Genomic DNA, 21,180 nt, shown 5'->3' on the forward strand with positions numbered 1-21,180 from the left:
AATTTAAATTCAAAACCGAAAACCAAAACCTTTAACAAGCGAAGATAAATTACTGATTTTAATCACTTAATTTATCCTCTATCTCCTTCAAACTTCGCCGCTTTCGAAGCGGTTCGTCTTAAGGAGGTGCGCATTATATAGAGCTGATTCTTTAGGTCAACACCTTTATCAAACTTTTTTATAAATTAATACGCCAAAGACAGCAACCACTGCTGCACCCATTTTTAACCCCCTCTTTATAACCCTTCTTTATACTAATACGACATCAACCCACCTTCTAACCACCGATATATAGCCTCCATTTACCACCAAGCCATCCAAAACCGACCAACATCACACAAACTCAACCTACACCCCCCCTCTCAAAATATAAACATTAATAACATTCACATTTATATGCAACGTTTTTTTAGGCTTTTTCTATGATAAAACCTAACAACTGTACGCTCATGACTTTACAATTTTTTAGTTTGCAAACAACAACTTAAATAAGCACTTATTTCTTTAAAGAGACAAGCCTAGCTAGCGCTACATCTAACAGGCATATTCATGAGACAGAGTTCAAAGTTCTTTCATAATTTTACAATTTTGCGCTAACAAGCCCCTCAATATTCATTTCTATAAAGTCGCTTCATAAAAGCCAGACCGTGCAACAAGCTAACACCGATCGTTTATTACTTAATGTCTTTGAACATAAAGAGCCATGGATAATCAGATGCCAATAAGAAAACTGAGTATTACCTCCCTATCATTTATTGTTCTTCTCTACGCTCAGTTTTTATCTGCTGCGCCCGGCGATGCAGGTAATATCCTAACAACACTGACTATTAATAATGTAAGCGGTGATGGTCGAACACCTACATCCCCTCAAGGCATTACCATGCATGATGGCTATCTTAGGGTAGTCGATTTTGGCACCGATAGAATATACCGGGTATATCCTGAAGATATATATGATGACATGGGCACAAGTGACGTAGGTGACGACGTACTATTGTTCTCTGCAGGCGACAGTGATTTAAACCTTCCTCTTGCAGACACCGATAACCCACCAATAAATAGCGATGGCAACCCCATCCCTACTTGTGGCGCAACGCCTGCAGGCCAATACTGTGGCGGCGGCGGTCTGACTTTTGCTGAAAACTATTTATGAAATGCCAGCCCTATAACTGACGACATCATAAAAGTAGACCCGGTAGATGGTGATAACCTCGAATCGGAGAATGCACTCGCGTCACTGGCATTCCCATCACCCACCGACATGACATACGACGGTCATAGCTTTTGGGTCGTAGACTGGCAAACTAACACTATCAATAAAGTACGCCCTGAAGATGGTGCGCTTCTTTTGTCTTTACCAGGCCCCTCCTCTTTACCTTCATACCAATCTAACCCCTCAGTCACTAATGCTCGCCCTTTTGGTATTACCTGGGACGGTAGAGACTTATGGGTAGCTGACCAAGAAGAACTCAAGGTTTACCGCATTGACCCAAGCGACGGTAGCGTTGTTGACTTCTTTGACACACCAGGAGCTGACCCTAAAGGATTAAGTTGGAACGGCGAATATCTTTGGCACACAGACCAAACCACCGCTACGATTTACGCTATCGAAACAGGGGTTATCCCGTTTGGCATTACCGGCTGCTTTGAAAAGAACGGTGTAGCAGTCAATGCTGATATATTACTTAGCCAAACAGCTTTATCTGACCAATCAACTAGCACTGATATTGATGACTGCTTCCAGTTCACTGACTTCACCGCTGGCACACCAATCCAACTAAAAGCCAGTGAAGCTGGCGTTGATGAAAAACCTATCATTACTCTTGCCGAAACATCAGCGGGCTCAACTGACGTCACACTTATTGTTGGCGACGAATATTCCGAGCCCGGCTACTCCGCTTATGATACAGAAGACTTGGATTTGACATCTGAGGTCGTTACTAGGCCGAACGTTATCGATACTCCCACTATTATCGATACATCCGTACCAAACCCTACGGGAATACTAGTTGAATATGATGTCGTTGATAGCGCAGGTAACAACGCTGATACGGTATCTAGAATGGTCTACGTTCTAGAAGAGGATATCATCGCTCCCGTTATTACTCTTACTGGCGACGATCCGACATACGTTGAACAACTGACCAGCTATATAGAACCCGGCGCAACAGCAATCGATAATCGTGATGGAGATATCAGCGCAAACATTACTATTTCCGGAACCGTTGATGCAAACACTGCTGGAACTTACACCCTGTCCTACGACGTTTCGGATGCCGTTGGAAACATCGCAACGACTGTCACTCGTAATGTAATCGTCCAAGACACAACTATCCCTAGCATTACACTAAGCGGAGCTTCGAGTATCACTCTGGAAAAAGGCGACACTTATATAGAAGAAGGAGCCACAGCCACCGATAATGTTGATGGTGATATTACGGCTAATATCATTATCTCAGGAAGCGTCACGAACGATACGGTTGGAAGCTATGTCCTAAACTACGACGTGTCAGACTCATCAGGCAATGCAGCAGTAGTCGTTTCTCGCACAATTAATGTTGTCGATACCACTGCACCGATTATTACGCTAATAGGCGCCAGCCCGTATAATCAAGAATTAAACACCCGGTTCACCGACCCTGGCGCTACTGCATCAGATGTTCCAGGCGAAGACTTAAGCAGCTCCATTGTCGTCAGCGGTTCTGTTGATTCAAGCATTGCTGGTACTTACACACTTTCTTATGACCTAAGCGATGCAGCAGGAAATATAGCGACAACAATATCTCGCGACGTAATCGTTGCCGATACCGGCGCGCCAACGATCACCCTTCTTGGAAGCAACCCTCTTGATCACGAGCTTGGAAATGCCTACACCGATCCAGGCGCTACTGCATCAGATGCAATCGACGGAGACTTAAGCAGCAGCATTGCCGTAGCTGGAGATACCGTCAACCCGAACCTAACAGGCACATGCAATGTCACATACGATGTTTCGGACTCAGTTGGCAACGCTGCACCTACCGAAATAAGAACAGTAAACGTAAACGACACAACACCTCCAACTCTCATTTTGTCTGGCGACTCAACAGTTCTGCATGAATTACGAACCCCCTATACAGATGCTGGCGCAAGCGCAAATGACAATACCGATGGAGACATCACTACGAGTATTGTAGTCGGCGGAGATACAGTAGATAGTGATACCGCCGGTGTATATATCATCACTTATAACGTAAGTGATGCCGCGGGCAATGCAGGCGCACCAATCAGCAGAGTTGTTGACGTTGCTGACCGCACAGCACCGGTAATAAGCTTACTTAGCGCAAACCCTTTGGATCATGAAGTAGGCACCATATTCGTTGACCCTGGTGCAACAGCATCCGATATTATAGACGGCGATGTTAGTGCCGATATTGGCGTATCTGGCTCGGTTGACCCAAACACAATTGGCACTTATACACTTTCCTATAATGTCAGCGACTCGGCAGGAAACGCTGCAACGACGGTAGTTCGTACAATTAATGTTGTCGATACCGGAGTGCCGGCCATCACGCTACTTGGCGACAACCCCATTTTACACGAGCTGCAAACTACCTCTACCGACCCTGGTGCCACTGCAATAGATGCCGCAGACGGAGACCTTTCATCTAGTATTGTCATCACAGGCTCAGTCGACTCAAATACCGCTGGAACTTATACACTCAGTTATGATGTGACGGATTCACAAAGCAATGCTGCGACAACCGTAACACGAGACATTATCGTTGCAGACCGAAGCGCTCCACTCATCACTATTACCGGTAGTACTACAGTTAATCATGAGCAAGGCACTTTATATACAGACGCTGGCGCAACTGCTAGTGATGTAATTGACGGTGATATCAGTGCAAACATCGTCACAAGCGGTACTGTTGACGTTAATACTGCCGGTACGTATAGCATCAATTACAATGTAAGTGACGCTACTGGAAACGCGGCAACACAACTCACCAGAACCGTTATTGTCAGTGACACAACTATTCCGGTAATCACCCTTAACTCAACGAACCCGCTGGATCACGAAGTCGGCACAATCTTCGTCGACCCAGGCGCAACAGCCAGTGACAACACTGACGGAGATATCAGTACAGCAATTGGCGTTACCGGAACTGTTGATGCCAATACGCAAGGTGCATACACCCTTACCTATAATGTTTCTGACTCATCTGGTAACGCAGCAGCAACCGTAGTTCGAACTGCAAACGTCGTGGATACTGGAGTACCCTCTATTGCACTTATTGGTGACAATCCAGTGCTACACGAACTACAGACGCCATACACAGATGCTGGTGCGACCGCTTCAGATGCAGCAGACGGCGACCTAAGCGCTTCAATCACAGTGACTGGGTCAGTCGATCCGGATATCGCCGGAACTTACACACTTAGCTATGATGCAAATGATTCCCAAAGTAATGCTGCAACAACGGTAACCAGAGATGTAATCGTTGCTGATAGAACAGCTCCAGTAATAACGATTACTGGAGGCAGCACCGTTAACGCTGAACAAGGAACGGTTTATAGCGATGCCGGAGCGACCGCAACAGACATCATAGATGGCGATATTAGCGTAAATATCATTACCACTGGCGCAGTTGATACAAATACCGCTGGTAACTACACCATTCACTATAATGTTAGCGATGCCGCTGGAAACCCCGCTATTCAGGCGAGTAGAACTGTAATCGTAAGCGATACAACAGCCCCACTTATCACCCTTGCTGGAGCCAACCCCTTAGATCACGAAGTAGGAACAATCTTCGTCGATCCTGGCGCTAGCGCTAGCGATAATATTGATGGAGATATCAGTCTAAGTATTGGCGTCACAGGAACAGTCGATGCCAATACACAAGGCACGTATACGCTTACCTACAATGTATCCGATTCATCAGGAAATGCTGCAGCAACCACTACACGAACAGTGAATGTTGTGGATACTGGCGCACCAACCATAACACTAAATGGCGACAACCCTACCCTGCATGAACTACAAACCACCTACACAGATGCTGGCGCTACCGCTACGGATGCTGTAGATGGTAACTTAAGTGCATCCATCATCGTTAGTGGGACAGTCGATGCGAATATCGCGGGTACCTACACCCTGTCTTACAACGTTACCGACCTACAAAGCAATGCTGCACCCACGGTTACCAGAGACGTAATCGTTGCCGATAGAACCGGCCCCGTGATTACTCTACTTGGCAGCGCTACAGTTAATGTAGAGCAAGGCGCGACATACACGGATGCGGGTGCTACGGCATCAGATGCCATTGATGGTGACTTAAGCTCCAACATTGTGCTTGGTGGTGCAGTTAATACCAGCGTAAGTGGAAGCTATACCCTTACTTACAACGTTAGTGACGCCTCAGGCAACGCTTCGACGCAAGTCTCGCGAACTGTTATTGTTAGTGACATGACTGCGCCGGTAATCAGCTTAGTCGGCACAGACCCGCTCAATCATGAAGTAGGCACCATATTCCTCGATCCAGGCGCTATCGCCTCAGATAATATTGATGGTGATATTTCAGCAAATATTGGAGTTACAGGCTCAGTAGATGCCAACACTGTCGGCGCTTATATCTTGTCATATAACGCTTCTGATGCAGCAGGCAATGCCGCAACCACGGTTAATAGAACTGTAAACGTTGCCAATACTGGCGCACCAACCATCACCATGTCTGGTGCCAACCCACTTAATCATGAGCTAAATACAATTTACACCGACCAGGGTGCGACTGCATCAGACGTAGTCGATGATGACGCTACGCTTAGCGCAGCAATTGTCACCATTAACAACGTGAATGAAAATGTCGCAGGCACATACACGGTCACTTACGATGTGACAGACTCTGGTGGAAACCCTGCCGCACAACAAGTCCGAACAGTTAATGTCGGCGACTTTACTGCACCAATGATAACTCTAATTGGCAACACAACCGTAAATATTGAACTTGGCTCAAGCTATACCGATGCAGGCTCAAGTGCGACAGATAATATTGATGGCGACCTGAGCTCCAGTATTATTTCAAGCGGAACAGTCAACCCTCTTGCGACTGGAACATATGTAATTAGCTATGACGTAAGTGATGCAGCTGGGAACAATGCCGTACAGCTTACGCGAACAGTAATCGTCACCGATACTACCGCACCGGTTATCACATTACTTGGCTCGGCAAGCATCAACCATGAACAAGGAACTGCTTATAGCGACCGTGGCGCCAGTGCTACAGACAATACTGACGGTGATATCACCGCCAGCATCACTGTATCCGGTTTTGTCGATGCAAATGCCGCTGGCACATACACTCTCAATTACAACGTTAGCGACAGCGCAGGAAATAACGCAACAACACTAACACGTACTATTACAGTTGTTGATACAACGCTACCGGTATTGACCTTAAGCGGAAGTACTCCAACTAATCATGAGCAAGGAACAAGCTATACCGATGCAGGCGCATCCGCCAGTGATACCGTTGACGGAGACTTAACTGCAAATATCCTTGTCACGGGCTCCGTTGATGCAAATACTGCCGGCTCCTATATTCTTACTTATAATGTTAGCGATACAGCCGGTAACGCAGCCACATCAATTACAAGAACCGTTATCGTGGCCGACACGACAGCCCCTGCTATTACCATTATCGGCAGTTCAGCCGTCAACCATGAACAAGGCAGCACCTATACAGATGCAGGCGCTACTGCCTCCGACCTTATCGATGGCGATATGAGCGCTAGTATTGTTGTCACGGGCAGTGTAGATGTTAATGTTGAAGGCTCGTATATCATCAGTTATGACGTAACAGATGCAGCAGGAAACCCCGCGACCACCGCAACAAGAACTGTAAATGTTGGCGATACAATTGCACCAACAATAGCCTTACTTGGAAATGCAATTGAAAATCATGAACAAGGAACAAGCTATACCGATGCAGGAGCGAGCGCTAACGATAATTTTGACGGGGATATTTCTGCAAACATCGTTGTTAGCGGAACTGTCGATGTAAATGCGCCAGACACCTACATACTCAGCTATGATGTCAATGATGCCGCTGGTAATGCCGCTGCTACAGTTAATAGAAGCGTTGTTATCGCCGATACAACAGTTCCAGTCATTACAATCAACGGTAATTCTAACGAAACCGTTGAACAAGCTACCAGCTATACCGACGCAGGCGCGACGGCAAGCGACAATGTCGATGGCAACCTAAGCAGCAACATCATCGTATCCGGCGATACGGTTGATATTAATACAGCTGGGATTTACACCACTCGCTATGATGTCAGTGACACTGCGGGCAATAATGCTGTACAAGTAACACGAACCGTCACAGTCGAAGACAGTACTGCACCACTGATTACCCTACTGGGCTCCAGCCCGCTTAATCATGTTCAGCTCACACCTTATACCGATGCCGGTGCAACAGCCTCTGACAGTGCTGATGGCGACATTACTGCCAGTATCACGCGAACAGGCGATGTAGATACCAATATAATTGGCACTTACCTAATTTCTTATGACGTAAGTGATGCTGCGGGTAACGCTGCAACAACAGTCTCACGCACAGTGAATGTAACAGACGGCATCGCACCAACAATCACTCTTCTGGGCAACACGATTGTCAATCATGAACAGAGCACCTCTTACACAGATGCAGGCGCAACAGCTGACGATAACCTTGACGGTGATGTCACCACCAATATCGTACTTAGTGGAGCTGTTGATGTTAATACTCCCGGAACCTACGTGCTCAGCTATGACGTCAATGATGCCGCGGGGAATGCTGCAACGACCGTTACTAGAACAGTCATCATTGCCGATACAACTATTCCAGTCATTACGCTAACAGGCAATGCAGCTGAAACAGTTGAACAAGGAACGAGCTATACCGACGCTGGTGCAACAGCCAACGACAACGTGGATGGCAACCTAACTTCCAGCATCGTCATAAGCGGTGATACCATCGATGCAAATATTGCAGGCATATACACGATAAGATACGACGTCAGTGATACTGCCGGTAATGCTGCTCTAAAGCTTAGTCGCACAATCACTGTTCAGGATACAACGATTCCAGTGATTACACTTACTGGCTCCGACCCGACCAACCACGTTCAAGGTACTGCTTATAATGATGCCGGCGAAACGCCTCTAGACAGCGCTGATGGAGACATTTACGGCAACATAGCAAGGACAGGCTCTTTCGATATCAACACGATTGGAAGTTATGTATTAAGTTACAATGTTAGTGACGCTGCCGGTAATGCCGCGGCTACAGTTACTCGAACAGTAAACGTAACGGACGGCATCGCTCCTGTAATCACCCTTGTAGGTGACTCAACCATTGATCATGTTAATGGCCAGTTATTCACTGACCCTGGTACGATAGGATCAGACAACCTTGACGGAGATATTAGCCTCAACATTACAACAGGCGGCTTTGTCGATATTAATACCGATGGCACCTACGTCTTGAGCTATGACCTTGTCGACGCTGCTGGGAATGCCGCTATAACCGTGCAAAGAACCATTAATGTTGTCACCCCTGCTGCAATATTTGTCGAGGCCGAAACGGGCACAATCGGTGATGGGCCAGATGTAGAAAGTTATGGCTCAGGCTTTACCGGCTCAGGTTATATCAATATAAGCTTGGCACAGGATGGAGATTACATTGAGTTCTCGGATATTCAGGCGTTCGCCATCCCTTACAACCTAACAATCCGATACGCTTCATCAAATGATAGCTCTTCTTTCGATATCCTTGTGAACGGTAGCGCCGCTGGTAGCATCGCTCTTTCTGCGACTGGTGATAACGCTCTCTATTTGGATTCAGCTGCTTTGCCTGTCACGCTAGTATCGGGCGCTAACACCTTGCGATTCAATATACTTGTCGATCCAACCGATAAACGAATCGACTCGTTTACTCTAACGCCGCAATAGAATGGAGATTAAAGCTTAAGGTGAAACTATGTTGAATCGATTTATTTACGCTGCTTGTCTACCAATATTATTAAGTGCCTGTGATGGCGGTAGCAAGCAATCGAGCACTGAACCAGCGGATATCAGAACAGGCAGTTTTATTGATAGCCCGGTATCAGGCCTATATTATGAAACAGAAACACAGTCAGGCATGACGAATGAGCGTGGTGAGTTTTCTTATAGCGATGGCGAACAGGTTAAGTTCTCTATTGGTGGAATCTATCTAGGTACATCAGAAGCACAGGAACTTATCACGCCTTTTGATCTATCCGGTTCCGCCCCGCTAAACAGTGAAAAAAGTATCATTACAAGTCTGCAAAGCACCGACATATCCAGCTTTGACCGCGTCATCAACATAGCGACACTCCTTCAGGCACTCGACCAGGACGGCGAGCCTGAGAACGGCATAGACCTTGGAAACGCTCACACAGAATTAGAGCTTTCAACAATCAATTTCTATGTAAAGGCCTCCCAGTTTACCGAGCAAGTCGATTTTAAAGGCGTTCTATCGCAACTCAATATCGAAAGCCACAGAACCTTCACTCAAGCAGCCCAACATCTTTATGAAAACCTCGATATCAGTATCGAATCAAACCTTAACTCTGCAGTTTTATCGAATGAAGGTAAGTTAGATAAAACCCTCGTTCAGTATTCATACAGCCAAGAGCGGCTTCTAACAAGCCAGGAAACAGACTTCAATAACGATGGAACTGTCGACAAAACCATTCACTACAGCTATGACAGTCAAAACCGTTTAACGCAAACATCTGATAGCGCGTCAAATACAGTTGAAACAATCAGCTATGATGATGACGGTAATATCCTGAGCAAAGAAATAGATAGACCTGAAGACGAACTCGATATATTGCAATCCTACACTTACCAAGACTCTCTACTGTCAAAACTCGAAACTGATTTGGGGAATGATGGCACAATAGATATTTTGGCAGAATATCAATATGACACCGAGGGCAATGTTATTCTGTATACAGTCAGTCGCAATAGCGAACTTGCTTCAAGCGTCTCATATACATACTCCGGAAACAGGCTTAGATCTCAATCTGAGGATAGTGATAATGACGGCGAAGCAAACTCTTCAATCAGCTATAACTATGACTTAAACGGCAATATCCTAAGCCAGCATAACATTCGATCCAACCAGGAAAACACTCAAACTTCTATAAGCCGCTTCAGCTACGACAGTAACAATCGCCCAAACCGCTACGAGCGTGATGATAACCAGGACGGCACACCAGAATATATCGAGTCATATCAATATAATAATTTGAACAAGCGGACCGAATACAAAAAAGACCTCGATGGCGATCGTGTTTGGGATTTTGTAGCCCAATATGATTACGATATCAATGGAAACCGAACACAAATGCTTGAAGATAGCGATGGCAACGGCATTGTCGACAAGGCTTGGTTTGCAGACTATCAGGCAGCATCATTTGACAACGCCTGGGACAGAATTATCGAACAACTCTGAGCTAATTAAAGATTCATAATTCCTTTTAAAAACCTGCGATAAGCAGGTTTTTTATACTCTAAAAGCAGTTAACAAGCAGCCCCTCAATTAACGACTCACCTTACAGGCATACAGAAATAAGAAGCCAGACCACACACAAAAACCACAAACACTAGAAACATAAATATTATTCATTTTTAGTTTCAACAACTTATAAAGCCACGCCACAGCAAAACAAAAACACCCAAACCCAAAAAAAGAACCATTTCACCCGACAAGCGTGCTCCATTTCAATTTTTGAAAAAAAATATCGCCGTTTGTTAAGCAGCTTCGCTCATTCATTAGACTCAGGTAAGTATTGCCGTTATATTCGCCGCCTTGGAAGCCTTACTTGAAATTCAGGCCATGGAACAGTAAGGCGACCAAGAACTTTCATACCTCATTCGTTATGGATAATAAATATGTACAAGCTAAAGCTAGCGGTCGCCTTTGCCTCTCTATTTATCTCATTGTTCTCGGGAGTTTCCTATTCGGCCCCGGGTGACCCTGGCAATATTCTAACGACACTAAGCATTAACAACATCAGTGGTGATGGTCGCACCCCTTCCACCCCCCACGGCGTCACCATGCATGACGGCTACCTTTGGGTCGTCGATTTTGGCACCGACAGAATCTACAGGGTCTATCCAGAAGATGTCTATGACGAAGAAGGAGCGCTTCAATTTTCTGCCGGTGATAGTGATTTAAACCTTCCCCTTACAGACACAGATAATCCGCCAATTAACAGTGACGGAAACCCCATCCCTACTTGCGGTGCAACACCGGCCGGTCAATACTGTGGCGGTGGCGGTTTAACCTTTGCCGAGAATTATCTTTGGAATGCCAGCCCTATTACAGACAACATTATAAAAATCGACCCTGTTGATGGAGATAACCTCGAATCCGAAAATGCACTATCAGAGCTCGAGTTTCCATCACCAACCGACATGACTTATGACGGACATAGCTTCTGGATAGTTGACTGGCAAACTAACACTATTAATAAGGTTCGCCCTGAAGATGGCGCGCTACTTCTATCATTACCCGGCCCTTCAACACTACCTTCTTATCAGTCTAACCCTTCTGTCACCAATGCTCGTCCTTTCGGTATTACCTGGGATGGTCGCGACTTGTGGGTAGCAGACCAACAAGAACAAAAGATATTTCGGGTTGACCCCACTGACGGTAGCGTGGTCGGTTTTTTTGAAACACCAGGCTCAAACCCCAAGGGCTTAAGCTGGGACGGGGAACTAATTTGGCACGCTGACCAAACAACAGGCCTAATTTACGCGATTGAAACAGGTGTCATACCTTTCGGTATCACAGGCTGTATCGAAAAGAATGGTGTAGCAATCGAAGCAGACCTACTTCTCAGCCAAACAGCACAATCGGATATAACCACAAGCACCGATGTGGATGGTTGCTTCCAGTTTACCAATTTTGTTGCTGGCTCCCCGATTCAGCTTCAAGCAAACGAGTCAGGTGTTGACCTTAAGCCGGTTATTACACTTAGTGAAACGTCACCTGGTTCAACTGATGTCACCCTCTTGGTCGGCGATACCTATGCAGAGCCTGGCTTCGTTGCGATAGACCCAGAGGACGGTGACATTAGTGTCGATGTTATCACTAGACCAAACGTCCTTGATACTCCCTCTATTATTGATACTTCCACCCCTAATAACTCCGGCATTCAAATTGAATACGATGTTGTCGACAGCCAAGGCAACAACGCGACAACAGTTATCCGAACTGTATACGTCATCGAAGAAGATACTACTGCACCAGTGATCACTCTTATTGGTGACGACCCTACTTATGTTGAACAGCTTTCGACTTATAATGAAGAAGGCGCTACCGCTATCGATAACCGTGATGGAGATATCAGCGCCAACATTATGATCAGTGGAAACGTCGATTCTGACACTGCCGGCACTTACACACTTGCTTACGATGTTACCGATGAAGCTGGCAATGTAGCCACGACCGTAACGCGCGAGGTGATCGTTCAAGATACGACTGCACCAGTAATAACACTTATCGGCGACGCAGTTGTTACACTAGAAAGAGGCGATAGCTTCTCAGATGAAGGTGCCAGCGCCGTCGACAATGTTGACGGAGATATTAGTGCAAGCATAGTAAGTTCAGGTAGCGTAATCAGCGGAAGCGTTGGCAGCTACATCATAAACTACAATGTTTCTGACACTGCTGGTAATTCAGCTATTGTTGTATCGCGTACAGTTAACGTCGTCGACAGCACCGCGCCAATCATTACCTTGTTAGGAGCTGCTCCATATAATCAAGAAATTAACACCCCATTTAATGACCCAGGCGCTACCGCAATTGATGTTCCTGGTGAAGACTTATCAAGTTCGATTGTCGTAACAGGTACGGTAAATACTTCAGTCGAGGGAACCTACACTCTTTCTTACGATGTAAGCGATGCATCGGGTAACGTTGCAACAAGCATTTTCCGAGATGTTATCGTTGCCGATTCCGGTAGCCCTATGATCACCCTACTCGGAGATAACCCTCTCACTCACGCACAAGGCTCGCCTTACACTGACCCTGGAGCAACAGCTACGGATGCGGTAGATGGTGACCTTTCCGGAAGCATTGTTGTCGGTGGCGACACGGTAGACCCTAACTTAATCGGCAGCTACCTTATAACTTACGATGTCTCAGATTCATCGGGCAACCCTGCTCCAACCGTAACCCGTACAGTCAACATAGATGACTCAACAGCCCCAGTAATTACTTTAATTGGCGATACAAACACCAATCACCAGCTTGGCACAGCCTACGTCGATGCGGGCGCTACAGCATTAGACAATATAGATGGCGATATTAGCTCAAATATTGTTGTTAGCGGTGATACCGTCGATGGAAATACTCAAGGAACTTACACAGTTATCTACAATGTCACTGATTCATCAGGAAATGCTGCAAACCCCATGGTAAGGTTTGTGACGGTAGATGATGTAACACCACCGGTAATCACCTTAGTTGGCAATAACCCAATTAATCATGAAGTGAATACAATTTACACTGACCCTGGTGCCACAGCCACAGATAATACTGACGGCGATATTTCTGCAAACATCGGTGTCAGCGGTACAGTCAATGCAACCGTAATCGGCAGTTATGTACTGAGCTACAACGTGAACGATTCCTCAGGCAACTCTGCTACTACCGTTACCCGAACAATTAACGTTCAAGATACTGGCGCACCTAGCATCACTCTCCTAGGTAGCAGCCCACTTAACCATGAACTAAATACCCCCTATACCGATGCTGGCGCGACTGCAAGCGATGCGCTGGATGGTGATATCTCAACTAACATCATCGTCGGTGGTGCTACCGTAGATTCCAGTGTTACTGGTACCTACGTGATCACCTACGATGTCAGTGACTCCAACGGCAACCCTGCCGTACAGCAAACACGTACAGTAAATGTGAACGACTTTACTGCCCCAGTCATTACGCTTAATGGTGACAGCAGCATTAATATCGCTCTAGGTAGTGTCTACAATGATGCGGATGCGAGTGCGTCGGACAATATTGATGGCGATATTTCAGCAAGCATTATTCAGAGTGGCACTGTTGATACCGGTACAATTGGTAGCTACACCCTTGTGTATAACGTGAGTGATGCGGCTGGCAACGCTGCAATCCCCGTCACACGAACAGTTAATGTTGCTGATGCGAGCGGCCCTGTTATTACGCTGATCGGAACCAACCCCATTAATCATGAGGTGAATACAATCTTCACCGACCCGGGTGCGACAGCGCTAGATAATGTCGATGGAGATGTATCTTCAAATATCGGTGTCAGCGGTACGGTCAATGCTGCAGTTGTTGGTAGCTATGTACTGAGCTACAACGTGAACGATTCCTCAGGCAACTCTGCTACTACCGTTACCCGAACAATTAACGTTCAAGATACTGGCGCACCTAGCATCACTCTGCTAGGTAGCAGCCCACTTAACCATGAGCTAAATACCCCTTATACCGATGCTGGTGCGACTGCGAATGACGCACTTGACGGAGACCTATCTGCAGGCATTATAGTTGGCGGCACAATGGTCGACTCTAGCGTTGCTGGTACTTATGTCATTACCTATGATGTCAGTGACTCCAACGGTAACCCTGCCGTACAGCAAACGCGCACGGTAAATGTGAACGACTTTACCGCCCCTGTCATTACACTTAATGGTGACAGCAGCATTAATATCGCTCTAGGTAGTGTCTACAATGATGCGGGTGCGAGTGCGTCGGACAATATTGATGGCGATATTTCAGCAAGCATTATTCAGAGTGGCGCTGTTGATACCGGTACAATTGGCAGCTATACACTTGTGTATAACGTAAGTGATGCGGCTGGCAACGATGCAATGCCCGTCACACGAACAGTTAATGTTGCTGATGCGAGCGGCCCTGTTATTACACTGATCGGAAACAACCCGATCGATCATGAGGTGAATACAATCTTCACCGACCCGGGTGCGACAGCGCTAGATAATGTCGACGGAGATGTATCTTCAAATATCGGTGTCAGTGGTACGGTCAATGCTGCAGTTGTTGGTAGCTATGTACTGAGCTACAACGTGAACGACTCATCGGGTAACCCTGCCAACACCGTTAATCGAACGGTCAATGTTCAGGATACCGGCGCTCCTAGCATCACCGTGTTAGGTAGCAGCCCACTTAACCATGAGCTAAATACCCCTTATACCGATGCTGGTGCGACTGCGAATGACGCACTTGACGGAGACCTATCTGCAGGCATTATAGTTGGCGGCACAATGGTCGACTCTAGCGTTGCTGGCACTTATATCATTACCTATGATGTCAGTGACTCCAATGGAAATCCTGCACCTCAACAAACACGTACGGTTAACGTGAATGACTTTACTGACCCCGTCATTACACTTATCGGAGATAGTTTTGTAAGTGTTGATATTGACAGTATTTATACAGATGCGGGGGCAAGCGCTTCGGATAATATAGATGGCGACATTTCATCCAATATAATCCCTAGTGGTTTCGTTGACACCAGTACCCCTGGAAGCTACACACTTAACTATGACGTGAGTGACGCCGCTGGCAATGCTGCAGCCACTGTTTCCCGAACTGTAAACGTATCAGACAGCTCAGGACCAACAATCACATTAATCGGTGGTGACACCATCGAGCACCAACAAGGCACGATATTCAACGACCCTGGTGCAAGTGCTTTCGACGCTGTCGACGGAGACGTTTCTTCAAATATCTCTATTACCGGCTTTGTTAACGCAAGCGTCGCAGGTAGCTATGCCCTAACCTACAACGTCAGTGACTCTCAAGGAAACCCTGCAACCCCGGTAACTCGTACTGTCAATGTTGCAGACTCCTTACCACCTGTTATCACGCTGATCGGAGATAACCCTCTTCATGTTGAGTTAAATGGCAGCTTTACTGAACTTGGCGCGACTGCTAGCGATAGTGTCGACGGAGACTTAAGCTCTGCAATTATTATTTCCGGTGACGCTGTCAATACCTCTATTGCTGGAACCTATATCACTCGTTATAACGTCAGCGATAACACAGGTAATTCCGCTATAGAAGTAACTCGAACAGTCCTTGTTTCAGATACGACGATCCCCGTTATTTCACTACTGGGCTCAAACCCTATGAGCATTGCATTGGGAAGCATCTTCAGCGACCCGGGCGCAACAGCAAGTGATAATATCGATGGAAATATTTCCACTAGCATTATCCCTAGCGGTAGCGTGGACCCAACAACTTTGGGCAGCTATACGCTTTCCTATGACGTCAGCGATAGTGCTGGTAACGCTGCACTTACCGTAACTAGAGTTGTTAACGTTGAAGATAATAGCGCACCACTTATCAGCCTATTAGGTGACAACCCAATGGACATATCGCTCGGCGGCAGCTACAACGAGGCCGGAGCGACTGCGACCGATAACGTTGATGGTGACTTAACAAGCAGCATTGCTATTAACGGATCAGTTGATACGGACACACCTGGAACGTACACCATTAGCTATAGTGTCAGTGACAGCGAGGGTAATGTTGGTAATGCTACCCGCCAAGTCAATGTAATCGATAACACTAGTAGCGATACCGTTCCACCGGTTATCTCCTTACTTGGAAACAACCCAATCTTAATTGAACTGGGTGGCACCTATTTCGAGCCTGGCGCAACTGCAGTCGATGGCGTTGATGGTGATTTATCAGCTTCTATCGCCATTTCAGGATTCGTCGCAACGAACGCCGTAGGAAGCTATCAGGTAACTTATAATGTCTCGGACTTGTCGGGTAATGCTGCCCTAACGGTGACAAGAACAGTTATCGTTCAAGATACTACCGCACCGGTCATAAGCCTATTAGGCTCGGACCCAACCTATCATGAGCAAGGAACGACTTACATTGATGCAGGCGCGACCGCGAGTGATTTCGGTAGCGATATATCCTCTAGTATCTTTGTATCGGGAGATGTAAACGAGAATATCGCTGGCACTTACACATTAAGCTATGATGTCGCCGATGCTCAAGGTAACGATGCTACAACCGTGACGAGAACAGTACATGTAGTCGATACCACCCCCCCTAGTATTTCAGTACTAGGAGACAATCCAGTTGAAGTTATTCAAGGACATGTTTATAGCGACCTGGGGGTTTCAGCAACTGATAACATCGATGGCGACATATCATCGAACGTAAGTATTGATACAAGCGGGCTAGATATGTCGACACCAGGCAGTTATCAAGTTCACTTTAATGTCACTGACGCGGCGGGGAATAGCGCATTAACCCAAACCCGCACCGTCACAGTCATTCCACTTGTTAAAACATTTAGTGCAAGCCCAGGACTGGATGCGGGGTCATCATCGAACTCAACCAGTATGACTATATCCGATGACCGTCAGTTAGCTGACCTTAATGTTATGATTGATATATCGCATGGCCGACCAGGAGACCTGATCCTAACGCTCACAAGCCCTGCAGGCACATCTGTTGTAATTATGGACCGACCTGGAACAACCGGCGGCTGGTTCGATTTCGGTTGCGCCAACGATGATGTCGACGCAACATTCGATGATCAGGGAAGCTCCGCTGTAGAGAACGTTTGTAACTCTTCCCCCGGTATCGGCGGCACAGTTATTCCTCACAACGCCTTAAGCGCATTTAACGGTGAGTCTACTCAAGGTGTCTGGACACTCAAAGTAGAGGATAAAGCAACGATCACCAACTCAGGAACGCTAAACACCTGGGCTCTTGAAACGATAATCCAATAGTTAGCACTGTACTAAGTTTATTGTGCAAAGGCACCAAGCGCTAAAATCGAGCTTGGTGCCAACCAATCAGATATCCCGGCTAAAGAATATAGATATGAACAAGTTGCTTAATGGAATCAATTTTAAACGCTCTCTACAGGTGAGCCTGCCGATAATGGCGCTCTCCTTGTTTGGCTGTGATGGAGGTAGTAACTCCGGTGGAGATAAAGCGGAGCCAACAACAACGCTCACATCACCTACCTACAGTAGAACAACGACTAACTCAGTGGTGACAATTAGCGGCTCCAGTTATGATGAGCATAGTGGTATCGAAAGCGTCACAGTAAATGGTGAACCAGTTACGAGTGATGATAATTACGCAAACTGGCGTGTAGATCTTCCAACCGAACCTGATATCGGTGAACTGAACATCAATACAATTGATGGTGCAGGCAATAAACGCGAAGATAAGTTTGACTTAAGGGTTACAAGAATCGATGAGATTTTTGAAGAACCAAGCCACCTGGCTATCACCTCTGATAATAAATTATTAATAAGCGATGCAAATAAGCTTAAGACTTACGCTACAGATATAAACTCACCAAGACTAACCTTGTATGCTGCAAATGACAGCGAAAGCCTAATCAAACCTCAAACAACTGTTTTTGACACAAACCAAGAGCGAGAACTTATTCTTGATGTAAGGGAAACGCAGCCAGTTTCACAAGCTATTCTCGCTCGCCAATACCCCAGCGGTAATTTAACCACTCTGGCCAACGGCCTAAACAATGTTATTGATATATCCATCGATAGCGACGGCGGCATCCTCTACCTGTTGATGGCGAATGAAAATTCAGAAAGTGGTGCAATCATTAAAGTGTTTGATATCGACGAGCAGTTAAGTCCTAATCGCTGGCCCATCCTCTCAGACAATGCTAATCCCGGCCTTGAATTACTAAAACCAACTGCAATCGTATTTCACAATGGTGTGCTCTACTGTTCTGACAATGGCAATAATACGGTTCTATCCATTGATATAGAAACAGGTACAAGCTCAATCATTTCTTCAAGTGAGCAAGGTAGCGCCTCGGGCTCTTTCTCATACATATCGGATATTGCTGCAGGGGTTGTTGAAGTCACTGATATAGACCAGGAGCTCACCACAAAGACCAAATTATGGCTAATTGATGAAGACTCAAAATCAATTATCGAGATTGATGTCGAGACTGGTGACCGAACGATACTGAGCCAAGCAAACGATGGTAAGGGTGAAGAGTTCAAAACGTTTAAACAGCTGGTCGTCGATCAGCAAAATGAACGATTACTTGTAAACGACACCGAGCTTAAGGTCGTATTCTCAGTTGCCTTTTCTTCAGGTCAGCGCGAACTTTTTGTTAGCAACCGCTACGGTAGTGGCCCAAACCTTGAAGCACCTACATCGATTCAGCACATTGGCAATAATATGGCTTTGATTACCGAAGGGCATCACAATGCGCTATTTGAAGTCGACTTACAGACAGGTAGCCGTAAAGTTATCTCTGCGTCGAACTCGAACCTCGAACTAGGCTCAGGCCCCGCTATATTGAACCCAGTCGACCTGGAGATTAACGCCTCTCAATCAAGTGTATGGGTTAGCATGCGCGAGCAAAAAAATATCTGGGAAATTGACCTAGCTAGTGGCGACAGAAACTTAATTACCCCCTCCCCTAGACTAGGCGCAACAGAGCTTAAGCTTCCATCAGGGCTAGCACTTAAGCCAGAGAGCAACCAATTACTTGTGAGTGACATTTACCTGGATAGAATTCAATCAGTAAATCTAAACAGCTACGAAACTGATATCGCGGCTAACAAACGCTTGTCTCGAAACTCAACATCAAAACTATCCAAGCCAAGCGACATCACTTACGACCAGCAAAACACATCAATCTACGCAGTCGATAGCGCCTTAAATGCCGTCATCCGTTGGAACGCCGAGTCAGAAAACGCTGAAATCGTATCTTCGATCGATGTTGGCTCGGGGCTTAACCTGCTCAACCCAATAGCAATCGATTTGAACCTTGCACAGAATACCGCCTACATCGCTGACCAGAAACTCAAGGCGATAATATCAGTTGATTTAAGCAGTGGTGACCGGGAAGTTTTATCTAACCGTGCGATCGGCTCTGGCCCTTTATTTAAAAACCTAACAGGCCTAAGCTTCAACCCAGACTCTAACTCACTTCTCGTTACCGATTCTGAAGAAAAAGCGATTTTCGCTGTTGATATTAATAATGGAAATAGAAATATAATTTCCAAGTAGCTTAGCTACTATAAAAATCAGGCATAAAAAAACCTGCAAAAAGCAGGTTTTTTTATGCCTGGAGTAAATCAGTCTTAGAACTGATCCGCAGCCAAAGCCATCATATCTTCACTACCAGAACGTACAAGCTCGGCTAGAGAAACAGTCTTAGGCAACAAACGGCTATAGAAGAATTTAGCTGTCTTGACCTTAGACGCATAAAATTCATCTGAGCCTACTTTTGGTGCTGCCGCTTTAACCATCTTCGCCCACATGTAAGCGTAAGCAGTTAAGCCAAACAATTCCAGGTATTCAACCGATGCAGCACCAATTGCGTTTGGATCATCCTTAACGCTATTGATAACATATTCTGTTACATCACTTAAACGCTCAAGCGCTGCAGACAGTGGCTTAACGAATTCAGCCAAGTCAGCATTATCAGCCTCTACCTGAATAAACGAAGCGACTTCTGAAGCAAATAGTTCGTAGAACTTACCGCCATTGGCGACAATCTTACGGCCCATCAAATCCAAAGATTGGATACCATTAGTACCTTCGTAGATTTGCGTAATACGCGTATCACGAACCAACTGCTCCTGGCCCCACTCACGAATGAAACCGTGACCACCAAATACTTGCTGGCCAGCAATACAACAATCTAAAGCACGATCAGTCAAATATGCTTTTGCAATAGGCGTCATCAATGCAACCATTGCTGATGCATGCTTCTTCTCATCAGCGTCATCTGAGTATTTCGCTGTATCCAAGAAAGTCGCAACATAGCTAGAGAAGGCACGACCACCCTCATTGTAAGCACGCATAGTCATCAACATACGGCGAATATCAGGATGCACGATTAGTGGGTCAGCAGCCTTTTCAGGTTGAGCCGGGCCTGTTGCCGCTCTACCCTGAATTCGATCCAATGCATACTCAACAGCATTCTGGTATGAACGCTCAGCAGCACCTAAGCCCTGAATACCAACACTCAAACGCTCGTAGTTCATCATTGTGAACATTGCGTTTAGACCTTGGTTAATCTCACCAACCAACCAGCCTTGAGCGCCGTCAAAGTTCATGACACAGGTTGCAGAAGCTT

6 protein-coding genes are annotated in these 21,180 nt (G+C 46.1%); 5 read left to right on the forward strand and 1 reads right to left on the reverse strand.

Translation table 11 applies throughout. From position 1 onward, the window contains the following. Nucleotides 1-715 precede the first annotated feature (715 nt). The 5 genes from A3729_RS05465 (at nucleotide 716) to A3729_RS05485 (ending at nucleotide 20,105) form a co-directional block, all read left to right on the forward strand. The gene (locus tag A3729_RS05465) at nucleotides 716-1,153 is read left to right on the forward strand and encodes a hypothetical protein (protein ID WP_156490428.1); all 438 of its coding nucleotides are present in this window, start codon (nucleotides 716-718) and stop codon (nucleotides 1,151-1,153) included. Between the two features lie 108 nt (nucleotides 1,154-1,261). Further along, entirely contained in the window at nucleotides 1,262-8,980 is a 7,719-nt protein-coding gene (locus tag A3729_RS31340) for an immunoglobulin-like domain-containing protein (RefSeq protein ID WP_068509798.1), read from the forward strand. Nucleotides 8,981-9,008: 28 nt separating this feature from the next. Then, nucleotides 9,009-10,511 (forward strand): hypothetical protein, encoded by a 1,503-nt coding sequence (locus A3729_RS05475; RefSeq protein ID WP_068509796.1) that lies wholly within the window; start codon nucleotides 9,009-9,011, stop codon nucleotides 10,509-10,511. Between the two features lie 440 nt (nucleotides 10,512-10,951). After that, nucleotides 10,952-17,827, forward strand: coding sequence for an immunoglobulin-like domain-containing protein (locus A3729_RS33795; protein WP_068509794.1), 6,876 nt, complete (start codon nucleotides 10,952-10,954; stop codon nucleotides 17,825-17,827). A gap of 94 nt (nucleotides 17,828-17,921) precedes the next feature. After that, entirely contained in the window at nucleotides 17,922-20,105 is a 2,184-nt protein-coding gene (locus A3729_RS05485) for a hypothetical protein (protein WP_068509793.1), read from the forward strand. 74 nt (nucleotides 20,106-20,179) lie between these two features. Here the strand turns inward: A3729_RS05485 and A3729_RS05490 are convergent. Beyond that, nucleotides 20,180-21,180 (reverse strand): acyl-CoA dehydrogenase C-terminal domain-containing protein (locus A3729_RS05490; protein WP_197475597.1); only part of this gene is annotated, 1,001 nt, incomplete at its 5' end.

This window comes from Oleiphilus sp. HI0043, assembly GCF_001634935.1.